The 21868-nt window shown below is 34.8% G+C and carries 14 protein-coding genes; 11 read left to right on the forward strand and 3 right to left on the reverse strand.

The window, feature by feature from the left end; translation table 11 throughout:
* Positions 1-49: 49 nt before the first annotated feature.
* Complete coding sequence (locus EJ01_RS04145; protein WP_048082326.1) at positions 50-358, reverse strand: hypothetical protein; 309 nt, start codon at positions 356-358, stop codon at positions 50-52.
* An 897-nt stretch (positions 359-1255) separates the two neighbouring features.
* Between EJ01_RS04145 and EJ01_RS04150 the strand changes: the two genes are divergently transcribed.
* The 10 genes from EJ01_RS04150 (at position 1256) to EJ01_RS04195 (ending at position 18523) form a co-directional block, all read left to right on the forward strand.
* On the forward strand, positions 1256-3529 hold the full coding sequence (locus EJ01_RS04150) for a PKD domain-containing protein (RefSeq protein WP_048192847.1): 2274 nt from the start codon (positions 1256-1258) through the stop codon (positions 3527-3529).
* A gap of 43 nt (positions 3530-3572) precedes the next feature.
* The gene (locus tag EJ01_RS04155) at positions 3573-5240 is read left to right on the forward strand and encodes a right-handed parallel beta-helix repeat-containing protein (RefSeq protein ID WP_169740431.1); all 1668 of its coding nucleotides are present in this window, start codon (positions 3573-3575) and stop codon (positions 5238-5240) included.
* Between the two features lie 468 nt (positions 5241-5708).
* Positions 5709-7955, forward strand: coding sequence for a chitobiase/beta-hexosaminidase C-terminal domain-containing protein (locus EJ01_RS04160; protein WP_048192849.1), 2247 nt, complete (start codon positions 5709-5711; stop codon positions 7953-7955).
* 29 nt (positions 7956-7984) lie between these two features.
* Entirely contained in the window at positions 7985-10357 is a 2373-nt protein-coding gene (locus EJ01_RS16335; protein ID WP_052375826.1) for a chitobiase/beta-hexosaminidase C-terminal domain-containing protein, read from the forward strand.
* An 81-nt stretch (positions 10358-10438) separates the two neighbouring features.
* Positions 10439-15205 carry a cobaltochelatase subunit CobN gene (locus EJ01_RS04170; protein WP_048082279.1) on the forward strand — a complete coding sequence of 1589 codons (4767 nt, stop codon included), beginning with the start codon at positions 10439-10441 and terminating at the stop codon, positions 15203-15205.
* Positions 15206-15465: 260 nt separating this feature from the next.
* A complete protein-coding gene (locus tag EJ01_RS04175; RefSeq protein ID WP_048082280.1) occupies positions 15466-16173 on the forward strand; it encodes a DUF2162 domain-containing protein in 708 nt (235 codons plus the stop codon).
* Positions 16174-16186: 13 nt separating this feature from the next.
* Positions 16187-16855, forward strand: a complete 669-nt coding sequence (locus EJ01_RS04180; RefSeq protein WP_048082281.1) for a MotA/TolQ/ExbB proton channel family protein — start codon at positions 16187-16189, stop codon at positions 16853-16855.
* A complete protein-coding gene (locus tag EJ01_RS04185) occupies positions 16824-17159 on the forward strand; it encodes a DUF2149 domain-containing protein (RefSeq protein ID WP_048082282.1) in 336 nt (111 codons plus the stop codon). The genes EJ01_RS04180 and EJ01_RS04185 overlap by 32 nt, the downstream gene beginning before the upstream one ends.
* 390 nt (positions 17160-17549) lie before the next feature.
* A complete protein-coding gene (cbiM, locus tag EJ01_RS04190) occupies positions 17550-18224 on the forward strand; it encodes a cobalt transporter CbiM (RefSeq protein ID WP_048082283.1) in 675 nt (224 codons plus the stop codon).
* A complete protein-coding gene (locus tag EJ01_RS04195; protein ID WP_048082284.1) occupies positions 18221-18523 on the forward strand; it encodes a PDGLE domain-containing protein in 303 nt (100 codons plus the stop codon). Before cbiM ends, EJ01_RS04195 begins: the two co-directional genes overlap by 4 nt.
* A gap of 289 nt (positions 18524-18812) precedes the next feature.
* On the opposite strand, the gene EJ01_RS04200 is transcribed toward EJ01_RS04195, so the two are convergent.
* Together EJ01_RS04200 and EJ01_RS04205 are read right to left on the reverse strand one after the other, a co-directional pair.
* On the reverse strand, positions 18813-19355 hold the full coding sequence (locus EJ01_RS04200; RefSeq protein WP_157197631.1) for a hypothetical protein: 543 nt from the start codon (positions 19353-19355) through the stop codon (positions 18813-18815).
* Positions 19356-19453: 98 nt separating this feature from the next.
* Positions 19454-20041: a GAF domain-containing protein gene (locus tag EJ01_RS04205; RefSeq protein ID WP_084689134.1), complete on the reverse strand. Its 588-nt coding sequence runs from the start codon at positions 20039-20041 to the stop codon at positions 19454-19456.
* Between the two features lie 169 nt (positions 20042-20210).
* Between EJ01_RS04205 and EJ01_RS04210 the strand changes: the two genes are divergently transcribed.
* Positions 20211-21866: a lipocalin-like domain-containing protein gene (locus EJ01_RS04210; protein WP_048082286.1), complete on the forward strand. Its 1656-nt coding sequence runs from the start codon at positions 20211-20213 to the stop codon at positions 21864-21866.
* Positions 21867-21868 lie beyond the last annotated feature (2 nt).

Below are 21868 nucleotides of genomic sequence, written 5' to 3' on the forward strand. Positions count from 1 at the left end.
GGGGAATATTTTGTACAAGAACTATTTATACAGCTTAAAAAAATAAAGATTATAATTCTAAAAGTTTATAAGCTGCAGGGTCTCTGTAATACCATCCTGAATCTTCCATACGTTTTAAAACGTCTTTTTTAACAGTATCATTTATTAATGTGTAATCTTTTAGGTAAATAGTTACATATCTCTCTAGAATATTGAATTTTCTACTTTCTATCTTAAAATGGAGTCCATTATCTTCTATTATATCTTCTATATCTGGAATAAAATCCAATTCTAATTCTTTTTCTATGCAAAATAAATCCCAATTACTATTTTCAAGCCCTAAAGTAACGTTAAACTTAATTTTTGTTATGATAATCACCTTCTATTTGCCCTCAAATTTAGTACCTTAGAACTCTTTTATAAAACATTATATTTCAAATTTACTTGATATTTATTCAACAAAAATGGAAATATTTAAATAGTTAATGAGATCTATAGTAAATCCCAATACGTAATAAATCAATGCTGGAATCTCCTGTAGATTTAAAATTCTACTATCTCACCACTAGATAAAATGAGATTCCAGTATTTATATTAAGTATATCTATTATTACGTTAAAGAGGTGTTCGCTGTCATCTATAACAATATATTATCAGTTAGACCTCTTAATTTCCTTTTATAAGAAGTTTCATGCACATTGTAATTGTCAGCCAAATTGCAATGTGCATGTGCGAAAAAATAATAATTAAACTTAAATATGGCTAATTTTACTAATTCTATTGATTAAATTAAATAGTATAACCGAATCTTATCATTTAATGGAGGACCTGTTTCAAATCCCCGTTCTTTTTATTTAAATTTTGCAATTTTAATGAATTGATTTTGATGTGTTATAAAAAAGGAATAATCTATTTCCAAAATAATATTATCTTGATTATTTGGTTTAATTTTAATTAAGTACAGTATATTAATTCAATCTTTTATAAAGTGGGGATAGGAGCTGGTTTAACCCAGATCCGAATAGAGACATACAAAGATACATTATCAGCGAATAAAGAATTTATGCTAGACTTTGATGTCTTTTTAGTTTATTTTTCAACGCAATAACCAATTAGTTTATTTACTATTTAAAATTTACTTTAATTTTTTTAAAGTATACTTTAAAAAATCGGTAGTATTAAATATCAGTTATATTTGAATTTTATTAAGCTATACTTGAATAAAGAGATATTTATTAAAACTAACTGGAGGTGAGAAATTATTAAAAAACAAGCTATGCTGTTAATATGTAGTTTAATTCTTGGAATAATATTGTGCAGTTCAGTTTCGGCTGTAAATTCAACAAATGAAACTGTTATGGGTAATCAGAGCACAGGTTCTGCAACTGCTTATTCTATGGGTAAAACTCTCAATAGTTACAGTTCAAAACAGTTACATGTTACTAAAACTGTGGACCTAACTGATGCTGAATACAGCTACTACTTTGATAATCATGGATTGTTGAAAAATGATGCTGTAAATGCAGGCGATACTTTAAAATTATACGGAAATTTTTACAGTAAGAATATGACCATCGATATTCCTGTGAATATAATCGGTTATGGCGCGGTACTGTACAACGGAACCATTAAGATTATAGAAAATGGCTCTGGAACCAATATTTCCAATATAAAGATAAAAAATGATAATCAGAATGGTATAATTATCTATGAATCAGAAAATAACACCATAAAAAACAATACAGTTGTTGTCAATCAAGAATCTGAAAGTTATGCCATATATTTGCATGATTCTAAAAATAACAGGATTACAGGCAACGATGTAACCGCGACAGGAAATTACATTACCTACGGCATGCTGTTATATGAGTCTTACAACAATGAAATAAAGTCAAATAAAGTCAAAGTTTTAGGTACAAGTATTTTATTGCCCTATACTTCTTCTATACTTGTTAATAAGGATATAGGTGATATAAAGGAAATATTCCCTACGTATGGTATTCTTTTATTGTTCTCCTCAGATAACAGGATTGCGGGCAACGACGTAATTTTGAAGTCTGGATTTTCTACGCCGGTGATGCCCAACAAGAATTGTATGAACAGTATGGTGGGCATAGATATCTATTATGACAGCCATAACAATGAAGTTATCAATAATAATATCGCGGTGAATGGAAAAAATCCTTATTCCTATGGATTAGGAGTATTAGGCTCTGTAAGTGGTACTAAAGATAATTCAGCGGAAAATAATGTATTTTCATATAATAATATCAGTGTGAATGGCAGTTATTTTGCTACAGGTTTTATAGCAGGCCCTAACAGTTTAAACACTACATTAAAGGGGAATAATATCAATGTATCTTCATATATTTACAGCTATGGAATTACCTTAGAGGCTTCTAAGGAAAGTAAACTTATTAAAAATAAGGTTAGTACAACCGCCGTGGCTAATTATATCATCGAATTATTTGCATCTAATGGTAATCTTATTGAAGGAAATGAACTGGCTGCAGCAGGAAAATTCAGTTATGGTATAGCAGGATACAGGTCTTCTCAAAATAACATCACTAAAAACAAAATTTTCACGGTAGAAAACAGTGAAAATGCATCAGATTCATGCTACCATGATGATATTATCCCCTGGGGGAATGCAGGAATTTATCTGATGTCAAATTCAGGGAACAATACAATTTCTTTTAATAAAATCAATAATGTGGGACTTTATACGGTTAATGATACAGGGTCATGCGGTAACGTTGTTATAAACAATTATCTGATTTCAGATAATGGTAATAAAAGTGGCAACGATGCTGTAGCTTCAGAGGGTATTGTCAACAGTAACTATGGTGAGATGCTCAGTGCTGATTTTAAAGTTAACACTATCAAGGGCAATGCACCTTTGACTGTGCAGTTTACTGACCAATCTATTGGGAATGTAACTGGTTGGACATGGTACTTTGGTGATGGAGGAACGTCAACCCAAAAGAATCCCTCACATATTTACGCAGTGCCTGGATTGTACACAGTAAAACTTGTGGTAACCAACACCATGGGCTATGATGAAATAATAAAGGCAGAATATATTTCAATCACTGATAATAAGGCCCCTGTATTTGATGATATAACTGATAAGGTAATTAATGAAAATAAACAGCTGCAGTTTACTGTTAATGCCAATGATCCTGATGGTGATAATTTAATTTACACTGTAACCAACTTACCGCACGGTGCGAACTTTAATCAGGTTACCGGCGTGTTTACATGGACTCCAACTTATGCTCAATCTGGTTCATATCAGGTTATTTTTACTGTGTCTGATGGTAATCTGACTGATTCAAGAGTTGTACATATCGTTGTAAATAACAATACTGAAACTAAAGGGGATAACAACGTAAATATTAAACCAACAAGTAGGGGCGTGATTGGTGTTCATTCAGCTGCGGCATTAACTGATAGTTTACCCCTGCAAAAAACGGGTTTACCTATGGAATGTCTTGTATTAGCGGTTCTAATGGTTGGTGGTGGATTTACATTATCCTGGAGGAAATAAAAAATTCATTTTTTTATAATTTTATAAAATGGAGGATAAAATAATGCGGAAGGAAGTTAAATTTATGTTCTTGCTGACGGGCTTGTTGTTAGCATTCACTATGGTTAATGCTGTTGGTGCGGCCAGTTATAATATTACTGATGATTCGTACGGTACGTATTTCAACGCGTCAGGGTATATCAATGATACAAATATTCGTGCTGGTGATGTTTTAGACCTGTACGGCACTATCAATAATAAAAATATGTATATTGACAGGCCTTTGAATTTGACCAGTACTAGTAAAACAGGAAAACTTGTTAACGGGACTATAACTATTTTATCAGGCGGATCCGGGTCAAATGTCACTGGTCTGGTTATAAGTAATGACAATCAAAATGGAATAATTCTTGAGGGTGCAAATAACAGTGAAATATCCAATAACACCATTTCTGCAAATCAGAAAGAGGAAAGTTATGGTATTTATTTGAATGAGGCTAATAACAATAAAATCCTCGGAAATAAAATAAACACCACCGGGGATAAGGTTACCCATGGTATTTTTTTAGATGAATCCAGTGGTAATGAAATCAGATTAAATGAAATTCAAACGACTGGAAACGTTCCTGAAAGCGATGTTTTTAATCTGGAATTTCCTACATTGGGTATTTACTTAAGGAATTCTCAAAATAACAGTATTTTACAGAATACCATTAATACTGCCGCTGAGAATAATTCTGTTGCAGGCGTTAACTTATATTACAACAGTAATGACAATAAAATCACAGATAACATGGTTACAACCACTGGAAATGGCAATGTTTATGGTTTAACAATATACCAGTGTATTAAACCGTCTTCTATGGATTCTATTTCTACTGGAAATAATTTCTCAAGAAACAGCGTCATTACAACTGGAAAGGGATACAGCAATGGTATCAATTTAGGGTGGTACAGTTACAATACAACAGTCAGCGATAACGATGTTGTTACCAGTGCAGATGATTATGCTTATGGATTGGTGATGATTGGAAGCTTTAATTCAAATATTAATGAAAATAATTTTACCACCGAATCTAATATTAACTATGGCGCTACACTAGAGGATTCAGATAACAATAGTTTTGTAGAAAATGATTTCACAGGGACTGGAAATTACAGCATTGGTACTGCTTTGTATGGGTCTGATAACAACATTATTAGCAAAAATAAAGTTTCAGTAAAAGGGAACGCTGATGCAGATCCTGAAACCATCTATGAGCACAGTGATCCTATTCCTGCAACGAATGTAGGTGTGTATTTAGTCCACAGCTCTGAAAATAACATTGTAGATAGTAACAGCGTTATAACCAATGGTGAATATGCTGTAAATGCTTCAAAAGCAGTTAATACAGTTATTATAAATAATTATCTGGTTTCAGGAAGTAATTATGGTGATGAAGCAGTGGCTTCTGGTTCAGGGGATACTGTTGCTGATAATTATGGTGAAGCACTTGTAGATGATAATGTTGGTTCGATAATTAATGTACAGCAGTTACGAACATCATTTAGAAATTTTAAAGAGGGGAATAAAAGTTCTGTACCTTCTGCAGGTGCAATAGAAGTAACTAACAGAAGTACCGTACCTATGAAAAATACAGGTATGCCTTTAACGGGATTATGGGCGGCAGTTTTGTCTATACTTGGTGGAATGGCAGTTTCAAAGAGAAATTTTGGGAAAGGTAGTAATTAATGGTAAGTTTTTTGTCTTACCTTTGAACTATTTTTCCTAAATTACCCTTTATAAATTGGTTTTGTACTTTCTGGATTTAAGATGTCATGGTATATGTAATAGCGAAACTCTGGGAACCGTTGATACCTGTACCAATATTTTATTTTTTGATAATTTTAGAAAATGTGAATAAAGGTCCTCTAAATACTGTATTTGGGAGTTTAATCATTTTTTATCTGGCTAATTGTGGTTATGGGGTTATATAATATTAAATGGTTTATATTAATTTTAAGGATAGTATTATCTATTTTATATGGTACTGTTTTTGTTTAAAATGCTTCATCAGCGGGAATAAACCGAAAATTATATATATTCATCATTTATATTCTATACTATTTCAACTTTAATTGAATTTTTATAAGGTAAAACTGATTAAATTAAATTGAATTTTTATAAGGTAAATTTGAATTAATAGGAGGGGATGAAAATATGCAGAAGAAATTTAAATTTGCCATGCTAACAGTTGCTTTGCTGATATCGTGTGCGATGGTTAATGCCGTTGGTGCGGCCAGTTATAATATTACTGATGATTCGTACGGTACGTATTTCAACGCGTCAGGGTATATCAATGATACAAATATTCGTGCTGGTGATGTTTTAGACCTGTACGGCACCATCAATAATAAAAATATGTATATTGATAGGCCTTTGAATTTGACCAGTACTAGTAAAACAGGAAAACTTGTTAACGGGACTATAACTATTTTATCAGGCGGATCCGGGTCAAATGTCACTGGTCTGGTTATAAGTAATGACAATCAAAATGGAATAATCCTTAACCAGTCCAACGGCAGTAAAATATCAAACAACACCATTAATGCAAATCAGAAAGGGAAAAGTTATGGTATCTATTTGAATGAGGCTAACAACAATAAAATCATTGGAAATAAAATAAACACCACTGGAGATAAAGTTACATATGGTGTTTACTTATATGATTCTGATTCTAATGTACTTAATTCAAATACAATCAAAACAACAGGAGCTGCAGCAGATGTTGATTGGTCTAACTGGATGAAAGGTGGAATATATCCTACTATAAGCGTCTTTTTGGATGAAAGTTCCAGCAATAACAATATAACTGATAATTCAATCAACACAAATTATAATAAGATAACAAGTATTAGTAAGGGGGATACCCTACTTGGTGTTCATATAAGCAACGACTGCAGTAACAATACCTTTAAAGGCAATAATGTCACCACAAAAGGCTATTCTTGCGCTTATGGTTTAGATGTAGTGGGGTCCTATGGTTCAGTAGCACAGAATAACCTTATCCTGGGAAATACCATTGAAACAACTGGAAGTTATGCTAACGGTGTTAAAATAAGTTCTTATACTAAAAATACGAGTATTTCTAAAAATAAGATTAAAGCCAATGGTACTACAGTTGCTTATGGAGTCTATCTGGAAAACTGGGACGTACTTGAAAATGTCACCGTTACAGGAAACAACATCACTGCTGCGGCTAATGCCAATTATGTTATTGAGTTATACAAGGCTTCAGGACATACTATCACTGGTAACATAATCAAAGGTGTTGGAAATTACAGTTTAGGTATTGGAACATACGAATCTCAAAATAATACCATAATTAACAACACCATTACTACAATAGGGAATAATTCTGCACCTGCAGTTTCTACAGGGGACTCTATACCTGCAGGAAATGAAGGTATTAAGCTGTACCAGAATTCTAATAAGAATACTGTAGCTTACAATGTAATTAACAGCTGTACGTTATATGCAATAGATGCTGCTACCTCTTATAATAATTCTATTACCAATAACTGGATGGTTTCGGATAGTGGCAACAAACAGGGTAATGACACGGTATCTGGTACTGGTAACACAGTCAAAGATAACACAGGAATGCCCGTTGCGAATTTTACATCTAATTCTACTGTGGGTAATGCACCGTTACCTGTGAAATTTACTGATCAATCCAAGTATGTCACATCATGGAAATGGAACTTCGGCGATGGGATAACATCAACTGAACAGAATCCAACTCATACTTACACTAAACCTGGAGTTTATCAGGTTATTTTAACAGTGTTCGCTGGTAATTTTACTACCTCAAAAACTGTTACTTTGACAGTTAAGGATGCTAAAGCTCCTACTGCTAGTGCTAGTGTTAAGGCGGGGACGTATAATGTTAATAAAGTTGTTACTTTGAAAATGAGTGAAAATGGAACTATTTATTACACTTTAAATGGGGCTGCTCCAACTACAGGCAGTGCAAAGTACACTAAACCAATTACTATTAGTTCTACGCGTACTTTAAGGTTTTTAGCTGTGGATAAAGCAGGCAACAAATCACCAGTATACACCGTAAAATACGTTATCGATAAGGCTGCGCCTAAAGTGAGTTTAACTTATCCTAGAAATAAGGCTGGGAAAGTTTCAAGAACAGGTGCCATTTCGGTTAAGTTCAGTGAAAGCGTTAAATCAAGCATCAACTGGTCTAAAGTGTACATTAAAAACCTTCGAACTGGAAAAAAAGTTGCAATCAGCAAAGTAATTAATAGAAATACAGTGTATCTTAAAATGACTTTTAAAAGATATGCTTACAACTGGTATCAGATTTATATTCCTGCTTCAGCTGTAAAAGACAGTGCAGGCAATAAACTGGCTAAAGTGTACACTTTTAAATTTAAAACAGGGAGATACTAATCTTTTCTTCATTTTTGGAGGATACTATAATGCAGAGAGAATTAAAGTTTATGATGGTAGTAACTGGCTTATTGTTAGCATTCACTATGGTTAATGCTGTTGGTGCGGCCAGTTATACTATTACCGATGATTCATACGGCACGTATTTTAATGAATCGGGGTATATTAAAGACTCAAATATTCATGCGGGTGATGTTTTAGACCTGTACGGCACTATCAATAATAAAAATATGTATATTGACAGGCCTTTGAATTTGACCAGTACTAGTAAAACAGGTAAACTTGTTAACGGGACCATTACTATACTGAAAAATGGTTCAGGTTCAAATGTGACAGGTCTAACCATTCAAAACAGTAATGAAAACGGCAGCGGAATTTCATTATACGAAACTGAGAATAACACCATACGGGGAAATAGCATATCCTGCAACGGCCCTTATGGATTTGGAATTCCTCTGACACGTTCTAATCACAATAAAATTATTGAAAATACTGTTAAAACATATAAATATACTATTGATGGCAATACTCGAACGCATACTGCCATTCCTTTGGGTTCTTCAAACTACAACATTATAGCAGGTAACCATGTCGAAAGTAATGGGGCAGACTGTATTTATCTGACGATATATTCTTCAGGTAAATTTGAGAGTGACGGGGCCAGTTATTATAATAGTATCTTCAACAATACCTGCGTAGGTGTAAATGATTCTTTTTGTTACGCTATTCAGGTGATGGGTTCCTATAACAATGTTACAAATAACACAGTTACAGGGTCCTACAGGGGTGTTTCATCGGAAATGGATACGGAGGGCGGCAACGCCATAGTTGGAAACACCATTTGCGCAACTTACTGCGGTATTTATTTCACTTCCAAGTGTACAGTGTCTGGAAATAAAATATCTGGCTATGATTCAACTGATAGCGGTATCCGTGCTTATGGTTCGGGTGCAATAATAAAAGATAATATCATAAACCTGGCCAGTGGGTATGGAATTTATTTAGCAGGTTCAAATTGTACGGTCACTGGAAACAATATTACAACATCAGGTACTAAAGAGGGTATCTATGTATATGGTAAAATTGACAATAACACGCTTTCTGAAAACGTTATAACTTCAAATAGTACTGGAATTCTGTTAAAAAAGCAGTCTTCAAGTAAATTTCCTACTAACACTAAAATAAACAGTAACCATATTACCACTACTGGTACTTATGCTGTTGATTCAACTGAGGGTAGCAGCACCACTGTTACCAATAATTTACTGGTTTCAAGTGGTAATCAAGGTAATGATGCAGTAAATACTGGTTCAAACGACACGGTTGCTGATAATTACGGCAAATTAACACCTTCGGCGGATGTTGGGAGTGGCTCTTTTAATAAGGGGATAACTGTGCATTTAACTGCTGTAGATAATAAAGATCCTAATCCTAGAATTTATTATACTACTAATGGTAGTACTCCCACTACAGGCAGTACTTTGTATACTGGGTCAATAAGCGTTAGTAAGGAAGGGGCCACTGTTTTGAAGTTTATCGCTGTTAATTTGGATGGTGAAGTTTCGGATGTGGTTACAAAAACTTATATTATTGACACTAAGGTTCCTACAGCGAGTGTTAATGTTTCAGGTGGAACGTATAATGTTAGTAAGAGTGTTACTTTGAAAATGAGTGAAAATGGGACGATTTATTACACTACTAATGGGGTTACACCAACTACTGGCAGTACTAAGTATTCTGGTTCTTTTAGTGTTGGTTCTACTTGTACTTTGAAGTTTTTGGCGGTGGATAAGGCAGGTAATAAGTCACCGGTGTACACTGTAAAGTATGTTATTGATAAGACTGCTCCTAAAGCTAGTGCTAGTGTTTCAAGTGGATATTATAATGTTGCTAAGAGTGTTACTTTGAAAATGAGTGAGTCTGGAAGTATTTATTATACTTTGAATGGGGCTGCGCCAACTACACGCAGTGTTAGGTATACTAAACCAATTACTATTAGTTCTACTTGTACTTTAAGGTTTTTAGCTGTGGATAAAGCAGGTAATAAGTCTCCAGTGTACACTGTTAAGTATGTTATTGATAAGGCTGCGCCTAAGGTTAGTTTAACCAGTCCTAAAAATAAGGCAGGGAAAGTTTCAAGAACAGGTACTATTGGTGTTAAGTTTAGTGAAAGCGTTAAAGCGGGTGTGAATTGGTCTAAAGTGTATATTAAGAACCTTAAAACTGGGAAAAAAGTTGCAGTTAGCAAAGTAATTAAGGGAAACATTTTGTACCTTAAAACTACCAGCAAAAGATCAGCAAATACCTGGTACCAGGTTTACATCCCAGCATATGCTGTAAAAGACACTGCAGGCAATAAAATGGCTAAAGGGTATACTTTCAAGTTCAAAACAGGAAAATAAAAACCTTATTTTCTTTTTTGAAGTACAATTTAAACTTCAAAAGTAGGAAGTGTTACTATCAAAAATATCAAAAAACAGGGCATGAAAATTTTGCTTTTAATGGCTGTACTTTTGTTTTCTTTCGCTCTTTGCGGGACTGTATCTGCAGATAATATTACAGGTAATCAGTCTTTGAATACAACAAATAACAGCACGTTAAGCAGTGGAATTTACAGTGCCTATTCCACATCTCAAAGTACCGTTTCCAAATTGAATATCAGCGGGACTGTCCGCGATGCATATGATAAATCAAAAAAGGAGTATGCTGGAGAGTATAATGATGCGGTACCTGTTTCTAACGCGACAGTAAATTTAAGAAATCAGAGTAATAAAAAGATAATTAAAACTGTAGTTACAGGTAATTCTGGAACTTATACTTTTAGTAATCTGACTAAGGGGAGTTACATTGTAGAAATACTGTATAAAACTTATAAAAGCTTTAATAAAAGTATAACTCTCACTACAACCCCCCTAACTGTCAACCATACATTTGTTCCAGATATAGCTGTTATCAGTTATTCTGGTACTTCCAGTACTGATGGCCAGCTTAATAAGATGCAGACACTTCAAAACTTGAGCTGCAGGGTTTACACTATTGAAAGCTACAGTAAAGATGATTCTAAGTGGTGGATGTTGAAATATACCAATTTTATCATGGTGGATATGTACAGTTACAACTTTGCTATACCTGCAGATGTAATTGCAGATAGCCCCGCCAACCAGAATCACAGGATTGCATATGTATTTGGGATTTATGATGCCAACTTCATATCAAAATATATAGGCAGCTGGAATTTTTTAGGTGGGACCAATAAAAACAACACTTATAACACACTTGAAAACACGTATATTGGTTCTTACTGGCAGGCAGAAGCTGTAAATGATAGCAGCATAGTTAAAGAAAACATGCAGAATATGTTGGGTTATATCTTCTATTTAATGGGAGAAACCAGCGTAAATCCTACTAAAATAGAGGGCAGAACCCCACTTTTATCTAACCCTACATGGGGAATATATCATCCAGATTACGGAATTTTTGGATCATCTCCCACCCAAAAAGAGATAAATGAATGGATCAAGGCAGATCCGGGCTATAATAGTGATAAATCTGGGAGTTTAAACTGGATGACCAATGAATTGAAAACATGGCAAGCGAAACATAACACCAATAAAGAGATTTATGCAGCGTTTGAAAAATGGTATAATTCGTCTAAGTCAAAAATAAAGGGTTCATTTATAATTATTGCCAGTTACAACCCTGGAGGAGCCCTTGTAGATAAAATGATCAAAACTTATGAAGCTCAAGGCAGGGCCGTATTTAATTTATTTCAGTCTGCACTTACACCTTCAATTAGTCAACTGTTAAATGAACTAACCGTCGGTGTAAATGGCACTGGCCCATTATCAAGGGGTGTTGTCTGTGTAACTTCACTGTACAGCTGGTCAATGGATTATGCTAATATGGCTGATGGAGGTGCCATTGATGACTTTGCAGAGATGAACATTGAAATTATCAAGGCTGTTAATGGTATCAGTAACTATAGTTACACAAGTGCATATGGGCCTCAAGCCGAATGGACCTATGCAGTCACTATTCCAGAGTTTGAAGGCGTTTTTGGGGCTGTGCCTGTATCTTATATTGATTCTAATGGTAATGAAATACCTGTACAGGAAGGTATAGATAAAGTTGTTCAACTGACCAACGGGTGGGCAAATCTTAAAGAAAAGGCCAATAAAGATAAAAAAGTTGCTATCGTTCTTTATGATTACCCTCCGGGGAAATCTAATATAGGTGCTTCTTATCTGGATGTTTTCCGGAGCCTCCATGATTTATTGGTAGCGATGTATGATGCGGGATACAATATTGGCATGAAAAGAAGTGAAATTCCTTCTGCTACGAAACTTTATACTATCATCGCCTCATTTGGTAATAAAGGTACCTGGGCTCAGGGACTTCTTAATGAGTATGTTAAAGACAACTATGCAAATCTCACTGCAAATAAACAGCTTGTAAATCTTACCCAATACATGAAATGGTTCAATGAATTACCTGAAACGCTGCAAGATCAATTAGTCGCTAAATGGGGCTCTGGTATTGGTAAAGTCATGGTTTATGATAACAAGTACCTTGTTATCCCTGGAATTGTTTGCGGTAACGTGTTTATCACAGTTCAACCAAGTAGGGGATGGGAGGAACTGGAAACAGCTGAAGATTATCACAGTGCAACGCTTCCGCCCCACCAGCAGTATGTTGCATTTTATAAATGGTTAAGTGAAGTATTCAAAGCAGACGTAATGATAAACTTTGGAACCCATGGAACACTGGAGTGGTTGCCGGGTAGATCTATTGGAGTGCAGGCAGATGACTGGACTTTTCAACTATCCACAATACCAGACATATACCCTTTTATAACTTCTGATCCTGGTGAAGGTATGGTTGCTAAAGACAGGGCATTTGCCCTTGTTATAAGTCATATGACCCCAGCTACAGTTTCTTCAGAATTATATGGTGATTATGTCACCCTGCAGAATTATATTACCGCTTATAAGAATGCAATTAAAGTAAATGCTACTGATCTGGTGGCACAGTATCAGATTAAAATTAAAAATGTAGCTGTTAATAAGCTGGGACTGACTGGTCCGAAAAAGGGTGAAAGTTTTGAAACATGGGTTAATAGCCTTGATGGTTATTTAGATGAACTTCAGAATACTCTTATCACATTAGGCTTGCATGTTTTAGGTCAGGGGCTTAAAGGTGATAATTTAATTCAGGAAACAATTACAATAGCGTCATCTAGAACGAAGATCATGGATAACATCAAAAAATTGTTGTATCCGTCATTAAGCGTAGATTATTACACAATGACCCACAATACCTCATATAATAGGTATGTAACTGCTATTAAAAGCAAATTAACCTATTATATAACTCAACTGGTTAATGGGGTCTCTTTAGCTAATCTGGCTGCAAAAAATGGAATCAGCAAACAGAGTGATCTGTACGCTAATCTAAACTTCTGCGTGAACACAATTTCAGAGCTATCAAAAAATACTGAAATAGAATCTATTATGACAGCTTTAAGTGGGGGTTATGTAGTACCGGGTTTGGCAGGGGATCCATCTTACTGCGATAGTTTACCTACAGGTACCAGTATGTACTCTGTTGATTCTACTAAAATGCCGAGTGAAGCGGCATGGGAATCTGCTAAAAATATTGTTAATAAGCAAATAGTTGAGTATTATGAGGAACATAAAAAATTCCCTGATACTATAGCTATTGTTATGTGGGGTACTGAACTGCTGCGTACTGAAGGTGTCGCTATTGCTCAATTTTTATATTATTTAGGTGTTGAGCCAGTATGGGATGCCAGCGGCACAGTAACTGGTATTAAACTAATGAAACTATCTGAATTAACTATAACCCTTAGTAACGGCACTGTAATCCACAGGCCGCGCATAGATGTTTTTGCAACAGCAGTTACAAGTAATGTAAACTGGTTAAAACTCATGACCGGTGCAGTGGCACTGGTTAATGCTACAAATGAAAGTACAAAGTACAACTATGTTAAAAAACATTATGCCCAAAACCCCTCTTTGGATCGTATATTTGGTTTACCCGGGGCGGTTCTTGAAGGGACAGGAATATCCGATTACCTTCCAAACACTGGTAAATGGGAGCATAGTGCTGATGTTACCAAAGAACTAGCAGAGATATACCTGTCAAGAATATCTAATGCATGGACTGTTGATAAAAATGGTAATATTGTCGTGTCCAGTAATCGAAATACCTTTGAGTATTTGCTTAAGAATACAGATATAATAACCCAAAATATTGACAGTACATGGGGATTATTAGATTCAAGCGATTATTATGATTGGCTTGGAGGAGTAACTCTAGCATCTCAGTATTTAGGTGCAAATCCGGATACATCTATTGTTGATATCCGTAACAAAAACGATATCATAACGAGGAGCCTTTCTGAAGAGATAAATTTGGAGATTAGATCTACGCTATTAAATCCAAAATACGTGAATGCTCTTTTGAACCAGGGAGCAAGCGGCTGGCTGGAATATTCTGCAAGGATTGAAAACTTAGCCGCATTTGATCTGATCAATAAAGATACAAATGGAGGAAAACTCGTCAGCGATTCTACATGGAATCAACTGGCCAATACCTTGCTGAGTTCTGCATTCAGTGTTAACGCAGATTATAAAGCGTTTTCTTTCCAGAGTATGGCAGGATGGCTTATTACGGCATATCGTAAAGGTCTGTGGAATGCGGACTCAAAAACTATTACAGACTTGGTTGATACTTATATAGAGTCTACTAAGTACGGTGTTACCTGCTGCCACCACACGTGTGCTAATATTGACTTCAGCAATTTCCTGATGATGAGTTCCTCTTTGAGCACGGCCCAGCTTAAACAGTTCGCGGATATGATGAATAAGGCTACTGGTCAGGTTTTAAATGAGAACTCTAATGGGGGAAATTCACAAAATTCGGGTAAAGGTCAATCTAATACTGGTAAAGGCAGCGGTAGTGTTGGTTCTTCTGGAAGCGGTGTGGGCAGTGTTGGGGCAGCAGCGGTTACGGCTGCAACTAAAAGTGCTTCAAGCAGCAGCAGTGCTTCAGTAGCTTCCGGCAGTAAAAATGCATATGAAGTATCTACAGCAGCTTCTAGCGGTGCGTCAGGATCTTCAGGTGTCCCTGTAATGGCTATAATTGGTGTAATATCAATTTTGTGTTTACTTGGTGCTGGTTACTTCAAATCGGATATTTTGAACCTGTTAAAACGGTCTAAAAACTAAATTTTTCCCTATTTTTTATTTAAATAGGGATAAAAGTCATGAAAAGTATCGGGTTTGGTTGTGTAATGAAAATGAGTATATTTAAAGGTAGAATGTAATAATTTCTATTTAATTATTACTAATTGATGAAATAACTGATTTACGTAATAATTTTATATAAATTGTATTACATTTTTGGTGAAATAAGGACCATATGTAATAATAAAAGTAAAATAGAAAGTATTATATTGAACTAAACTATAAAAATTGGGTTGATTATCATGTTAGAGTTATTATGGCAAATGGGAATATTATCTGCAATTTTAGTGTTCGGTGTTAAGATCGGACTTGCATCTGGATTTGCTGGGCTTTCTAAAAAGGCTGCAGTGGGAGTATCAGCTGGTTACGGTCTTGGGATATTTATATTAGCGTTTTTAGTTTCAGGACACACTGATATTGTTTATAAGGTCGTGTATGATTATAATTTCGCTATATTTTTAGCTATGTCAATTATAATTATGTATGCAGGGTTTCACACCATTAGGGAGTGGAAAGTGCATCGTAAAAATCATGCTAAGGCATCATGTGCTGCAATGATTGCGCCGTGTCCATGCTGTTTTGGGGCGGTTATAGCAGCTATAGTACTGGCTTCTCCATTTATAGGAGTTTCTACAGTATTTGTTGGGCAATATGCGGCTGTTTTCCTTAGTATAACTATACTCGCGTTTTATTTTGCATCCGGTGCAATAGTAAGGGTTTTGAAGAAGCCTTACCCTGTTTTGTTGGGTAATTTTATGCTTTTTGTTGGCCTTTACTTTTTAGCTTCTGCTATAGTTATTCCAAATATAAGTACAGTTCTTCAATCTCAAATGAGCCCGTTAACTGTTCCATCTGCAGAAACATTGATTTATGCATTACTACTAGTTGTAGTACTTGTATTTGCAGGATTTTACCTGACAAAAAAGAGAAGCATTCTAATACAAAAATAAATGAGGTGATTTAATGGCGACAATTCCTGGAAGTGAAGCATTAAGCGCAGCTTTACACGTTATATCTCAGAGTCTTCTTATACCTGTTATTATAGGTTTACTGGCCTTTATGGTCTATGCAATAATTAGTTTTGGAGGTTTACTCTCTGAATATTCAAGCAGGGTTAAATTTGAAGTTGGGGACGTTAAAAAACTTATAAAAGACATGTCAAATCCCGGTACCCCAGAACATGTGCTGGAAGTGGTTGAAAAAAGTGATTTATCTGAAAATCATAAGGAAATACTGGTGAGTATTGTAGAGTCTGATGATTTAGGCTTAAAATCAAGGGAATCCCTTGCAAGGAAGTTAATTGAAAATGAAGAATATAAAATCGCCAAAAGTCTTGAAAAAACAGATATTGTGACACGACTTGGTCCAACACTGGGACTTATGGGTACATTAATACCAATGGGTCCAGGTTTAGCGGCTTTAGGTTCGGGAGACATAAATGCTCTTGCACAAGCAATAATAATTGCTTTTGACACTACTGTTGTTGGTATAGCTGCTGGAGGTGTTGCATACGTCATTTCTAAAGTTAGAAGACGGTGGTATGAAGATAACCTTTCGACCCTTGAAACACTGGCAGAATCTGTTCTGGAGGTCTTAGAAAATGCTTCGAAAAAACCGGCGCAGATTACTTAACACTCAAGAAGAAGATCCAATGGCAGGAACATCTAATTTAGTAGATGCAATGCTAGTATTGGCTGTTGGATTCCTTATATTCCTGGTATTATCATGGAACATGCAGAGTGTTGTTTTCAGTGATTCAACTCCAGAAGAGAAAAAACAGACCATGGAAGCCATGAAGAAAGCTGCTGAAATTGAACAGGGTAAACAACTCAACAACACACCACAAAGCCAATCCGGACAAGGAAAAGGTTATGTGCAAATGGGAACGGTATATAAGGATCCTAGCAGCGGTAAATTGATTATGGTTGAGGGTTGACGGTTATTTCTTTATACTTTTTCCTTTATTTTTTTAAACCAGAGATAGGCTAAGCTGAGTTTTAGGGCTTAATATACTATTTGTAGATCTAAATACGATCACAAATTGTCGTTTATTGTTTTTTTATTGTCTGAAATAGCATGTTATTACATTTTCCATTAAAAATAGAACTGATGTAATACTTTTTTATTACATTTAATGATGAAATAATGGTTTTTGTAATACTGATGGAAAGCTTTATATGATTAAAAATTAAAAGGCATAGACGGAGAGTTTAAGGGTCATAGAGCGTTAAAATGGAGTATTAACTTTCATCCTCTAAAATTAGGTTTAGTAATACTCCATTAACTTAAGAGTGATCCTTATAAAGTAAAAGGAGGATTGGAAAATATGCATATACCAAATGGATTTATACCTTTGTGGCAGTGTGCCATTTATTTTGTTATTCTTATTGTGGCATTATACTTCTCACAGAAATGGGCCAGAAAGAACCTTGATGAAAAGTCAGTTCCTTTAATGGCAGTTTTAGCTGCAGGTATATTTGCCATAATGTCCATGAACATTCCTATAGCATTTGGAACGAGCGGACATATGGTGGGAGGAGCATTAGTTGCACTTGTATTCTGTGCTCCCGAAGCAGCAGTTATAATATTTACATTAGTACTACTTGTTCAGGCTTTATTCTTCGGAGATGGTGGAATAACTACAATAGGTGCTAACGTGCTTAACATGGGAATTATAGGAGGATTTGTAGGACTTTTCACATTTAAGGCCCTTAGAAAATCAATAGGAAAAATAGCAGCTATAGGTGTAGCATCATGGTTATCTATTTTCTTAGCATCTGAAGCAGTTGCAGTAGAAATGTGGCTTGCTGGAACGTTCCCACTTGTACCTGGACTTGAAATGATGGGATTATACCATGCATTAATCGGAATCATTGAAGCAGTTCTAACCGTGGTAGTAATTATGGGACTTGAAAGTGTAAGGCCTGATTTACTCGCTTGGAACAGAAAAAAGAATGTTGAAGAAACTAAATCTGAATCTATGGAGGCTGCAGCAAAATGAGCCCTAAAGACAAAAAATTAGTCCTGGGAGGATTAGTAATCTGCATAATAATTGCTGTTTTAGCACCATTTATAGCTTCAAGCAATCCTGATGGACTTGAAAAGACTGCAGAGGACGTATCTACCACTGAAGAGTCAGGAATTTATGAGGCACCAATGCCAGATTATACTATACCATTTTTAGGTGAAGATAATCCTTACGGTGGAATAGTGGCATTGATTGTAGGTGTTCTAATAACTTTAGGACTTGGATACATCGCAGCAATCTTATTAAAAAGAAGAAATGCATCAGGACAATAAAAATAAATTAACTTTCTTTACTTTTTTTATTTAAAATATAATAGGATAAAAGAGATTTTATGATAATTCTTGTTATTAATAACGTAACTACGGCTTTTTACAATATTTCCCATGTAATATATCTTTAAATACAAATTGAAAAATATAAGGCCATTAAAATACCAAAAATAATTATTCAAACAGAAAATATGAATTTTGATGCCTTAAAATGCTGCACTTTGCAATATAAGCAGTAACTGTAAATTTACGGTAATTTAAGGGATATACTTAAAAGCGATATATCCGGAAATTATAGTGCTTTATCATCTAATGATAATGCGATTTTATCTAATTTATCTTCAAGAACTCCGTCATCCTTTGATGTTTTTCCTTCTATTATACAAAAGTGTATACCATCAAGGAAAAATATACGTATTTCTGTTTTTCCGTCAACAATGGATTTATATTTTAGTGTTACCAGAGAATGACGTTTCTTATATAAATCATCTCTTTCACAGCTTTTGGCTATTTCTGGATATTTTTTTCCAACCAGTTTACGGAGAATAATTTCGTCTGGATCGTCTGAAGTATACATATTAATCTTAGTAACTTCAGTCTTTATGGTAACTGGAAAGATAATATTGGTGTCATTTCCATATAATTGGACAGAATAACTTGTATTTATAGCAGTAAAATTTGTAGGGGTCCAATCTGCAGGGTATGTGAATTCTAATTTATCATTTTCAAATGATTTATTATTGTTAAAAAGCGATGAGCCAAATAAAAACACTCCAGTTATAAGTAATAGAACTATTAAAATACCTAACTTTGATAAAACGCCTCTCCCCTTCATAAAGTGGTTTAAGATAAGTTTTAAAATAAGTATTTTACTATTTTTCACAAAAATGATATTTTATAGAATTTTAAATTATGATCCATTTAAAAAAGTAGTTACAGTAATTTTTCAAGGATAATGCCATAAAATGCAGCAATTTTCTCAGTTATTTCCAAATATTTATCTGTATAATCTCTTTTAGGGTTACCAATGACAATTTGACCGGTAATTTTATCTGTTGAAAATACAGGAACAGATAAAAACTGTTTTACAGGAGTATGCCCTTCTGGAATTCCATGGGCAGCTTCATGAGTAGTAACATCTTGAATGTAAAATGATTTCCCTGTATCCAGTGAATATCCCAGAAGTCCGCCGTAGGTCCCATCTTTTCTTACTGGAAACCGTGCTTCACCAATTTCTTCGTACATATCGCATTCATGCGTCATTTTAGTGAATGAAATACCTACACTATCTTTATTTTCAGGATCTACATAGGCTACATAACAGTATTTGCTTTCAGTTAATTTAACTGCCTCTTTTAACACGATATCTGAAATTTCTTTAAGAGAAAAAGATAGGGGGACGTCTACAATATTTTTTATGTGATCTATGTCTTTGCCATGAGTATATAATTCAATAAGTTCAGCCAGGATGTTGACTTTGCTAGATTTATTCAAGCGTTTTGAGTTTTCTTCGGCCCTCATTTTTTCAACACCACCTAATGTTTACTCTTATTATCTGTTTATTATCTATTAATATTTTTTATGCAAAAAGAGTAATAGCTGAAGAGAAATAATAAATACTAGAGATGATCTTTGGAGCTGTGTTTTATTAAGGGATAGATAGGAAAATGGAGAATAATGAAGTGGTCATATGGAAATCTATGATTTACTTGATAAATTAGATAGGGAAACTAGAGATAATATAGCCAGAATTCTATGGATGCAGGAATTTAATGCTGAAGAGATTCCTGAAGGAATAATTAAAAGATTAGTAAGCGAAAAAAATAGCAATGAAAGTTTTGGAGAGAGAATGCAGTATTTGTTGGAGGAGAGATTAAAACACCCGGATTCATTCACTCCAAGCTACAAAAATGTTTATGAAACTTTAATTAAGTATTCTAAATCACTTTCGCCTCATCAAGCGTATGCAATGACATTTTTTTTAGGCATGGACAGTTCTAAAGGTTATAAAGCAATACCTGCAAAGGCAGATTTTAAAATTCCTCGTGATGATGCCCCTCAATGGGATTATCAATTAGGATGGCATTTTATTGTTGGGAGTTGTATAGGCGAGAATGGAAAAGAATACGGTGTCCAATTTATGTTCTGGCAATATGCATTACTTCCTCCAAATATAGCCAAGCATTTTGGGCTTTCTGACATTGAAAACCAGTTTATTGAATTACATCTAGCCATAAGTGAAGCTGGAGGAAAACATTACCGTTCTAAACCTATAGCAATTGCAGGTACAACTGGATTAATAGATTTTTCAAGTAACCCATTTGATTATACTCTGGGAAAGAATAAAATAAAGTCTTTAAGAGAAGATAGCACATTTCCTATGCAAATTAAAGGAAGAGGAGTAGATTTAGATCCTGATTCACCATCAGAAATTGAGGTGGATATTACACTCACACAAACTAAAAAATATTTGATTCAGGGCAAAGATGGATGCGATCCCTGCTGTGGAGGAGTTGGAACTCTATATTATTCTGTTCCAAACCTTAGAGTTGACCCAGATAAAAGTACTTTAAGAATTAACGGAGAAGAAGTTTCTCTAAAAAGCGGTAAATTCTGGTATGACCATCAATGGTGTAATGGAATGCTCCCCGCGGGTAGTCCCAGAGTAAAGGTTTTAAGAGCGGCTAACAATATGAATAAGAAGGCTGCAGGTGGATGGGACTGGTTCATGGCTCAATTTAAGGGAGATAGGGAATTAACAATGGCATCTATACATTCACATGAAATGATGGGATTTCTTAATCAAACAGGTTCAAATTCTCCGGGGATAATGGATGCTGAAGTTTCTGGGAAATATATGGATGAGGAAAGTAACTTTAAAAATGTTAAAGGAAGGTTAAAGATAACTGAATGGATAAAAAGTGATAAATCACAGGATCCAGATTTGTATCCTATCACAAATGTATGGTATCCTCAAAAATGGGAATTTAGCTTTGGCGAAGATGTTCCAGAAGATATACGGGATTTTGTCATGGTTCCAATTGTCAGCGGAGGCCAATCAGGATTTTTTGCAAATGGATTACATTATTCAGAAGGTGCTGTGTATTTAAAGGATCTTGAAGGAAATTTAATTGGTCGAGGTTTTGCAGAATCAACTGGTTATGCTGACCCTATACTAAACAGGCTTAAATTAGCTGGACTTCCAGCAACAGAGGAAATGAGGGATAAACTTGAAATACCTGAACCCTCATCATTTTTAAAGCTAATTAGCTCTTTATATATTTTATGGCCTTCAAATAGCTCTAAATTAAAGAAATTACTTACTAATTGTGTGGATACGTTGTAAAA

It is taken from the genome of Methanobacterium veterum (assembly GCF_000745485.1).
Taxonomy (GTDB): Archaea; Methanobacteriota; Methanobacteria; order Methanobacteriales; family Methanobacteriaceae; genus Methanobacterium_D; species Methanobacterium_D veterum.

Coding starts and splice junctions, on each gene's coding strand:
- EJ01_RS04155 (WP_169740431.1), top strand. CDS start 3,573: ATGCGGAAGGAAGTTAAATTTATGTTCTTGCTGACGGGCTTGTTGTTA.
- EJ01_RS04185 (WP_048082282.1), top strand. CDS start 16,824: ATGCTTCGAAAAAACCGGCGCAGATTACTTAACACTCAAGAAGAAGAT.
- EJ01_RS04205 (WP_084689134.1), bottom strand. CDS start 20,041: ATGAGGGCCGAAGAAAACTCAAAACGCTTGAATAAATCTAGCAAAGTC.
- EJ01_RS04160 (WP_048192849.1), top strand. CDS start 5,709: ATGCAGAAGAAATTTAAATTTGCCATGCTAACAGTTGCTTTGCTGATA.
- EJ01_RS04200 (WP_157197631.1), bottom strand. CDS start 19,355: ATGAAGGGGAGAGGCGTTTTATCAAAGTTAGGTATTTTAATAGTTCTA.
- cbiM (WP_048082283.1), top strand. CDS start 17,550: ATGCATATACCAAATGGATTTATACCTTTGTGGCAGTGTGCCATTTAT.
- EJ01_RS04170 (WP_048082279.1), top strand. CDS start 10,439: ATGAAAATTTTGCTTTTAATGGCTGTACTTTTGTTTTCTTTCGCTCTT.
- EJ01_RS04180 (WP_048082281.1), top strand. CDS start 16,187: ATGGCGACAATTCCTGGAAGTGAAGCATTAAGCGCAGCTTTACACGTT.
- EJ01_RS04175 (WP_048082280.1), top strand. CDS start 15,466: ATGTTAGAGTTATTATGGCAAATGGGAATATTATCTGCAATTTTAGTG.
- EJ01_RS04195 (WP_048082284.1), top strand. CDS start 18,221: ATGAGCCCTAAAGACAAAAAATTAGTCCTGGGAGGATTAGTAATCTGC.
- EJ01_RS04210 (WP_048082286.1), top strand. CDS start 20,211: ATGGAAATCTATGATTTACTTGATAAATTAGATAGGGAAACTAGAGAT.
- EJ01_RS04150 (WP_048192847.1), top strand. CDS start 1,256: ATGCTGTTAATATGTAGTTTAATTCTTGGAATAATATTGTGCAGTTCA.
- EJ01_RS16335 (WP_052375826.1), top strand. CDS start 7,985: ATGCAGAGAGAATTAAAGTTTATGATGGTAGTAACTGGCTTATTGTTA.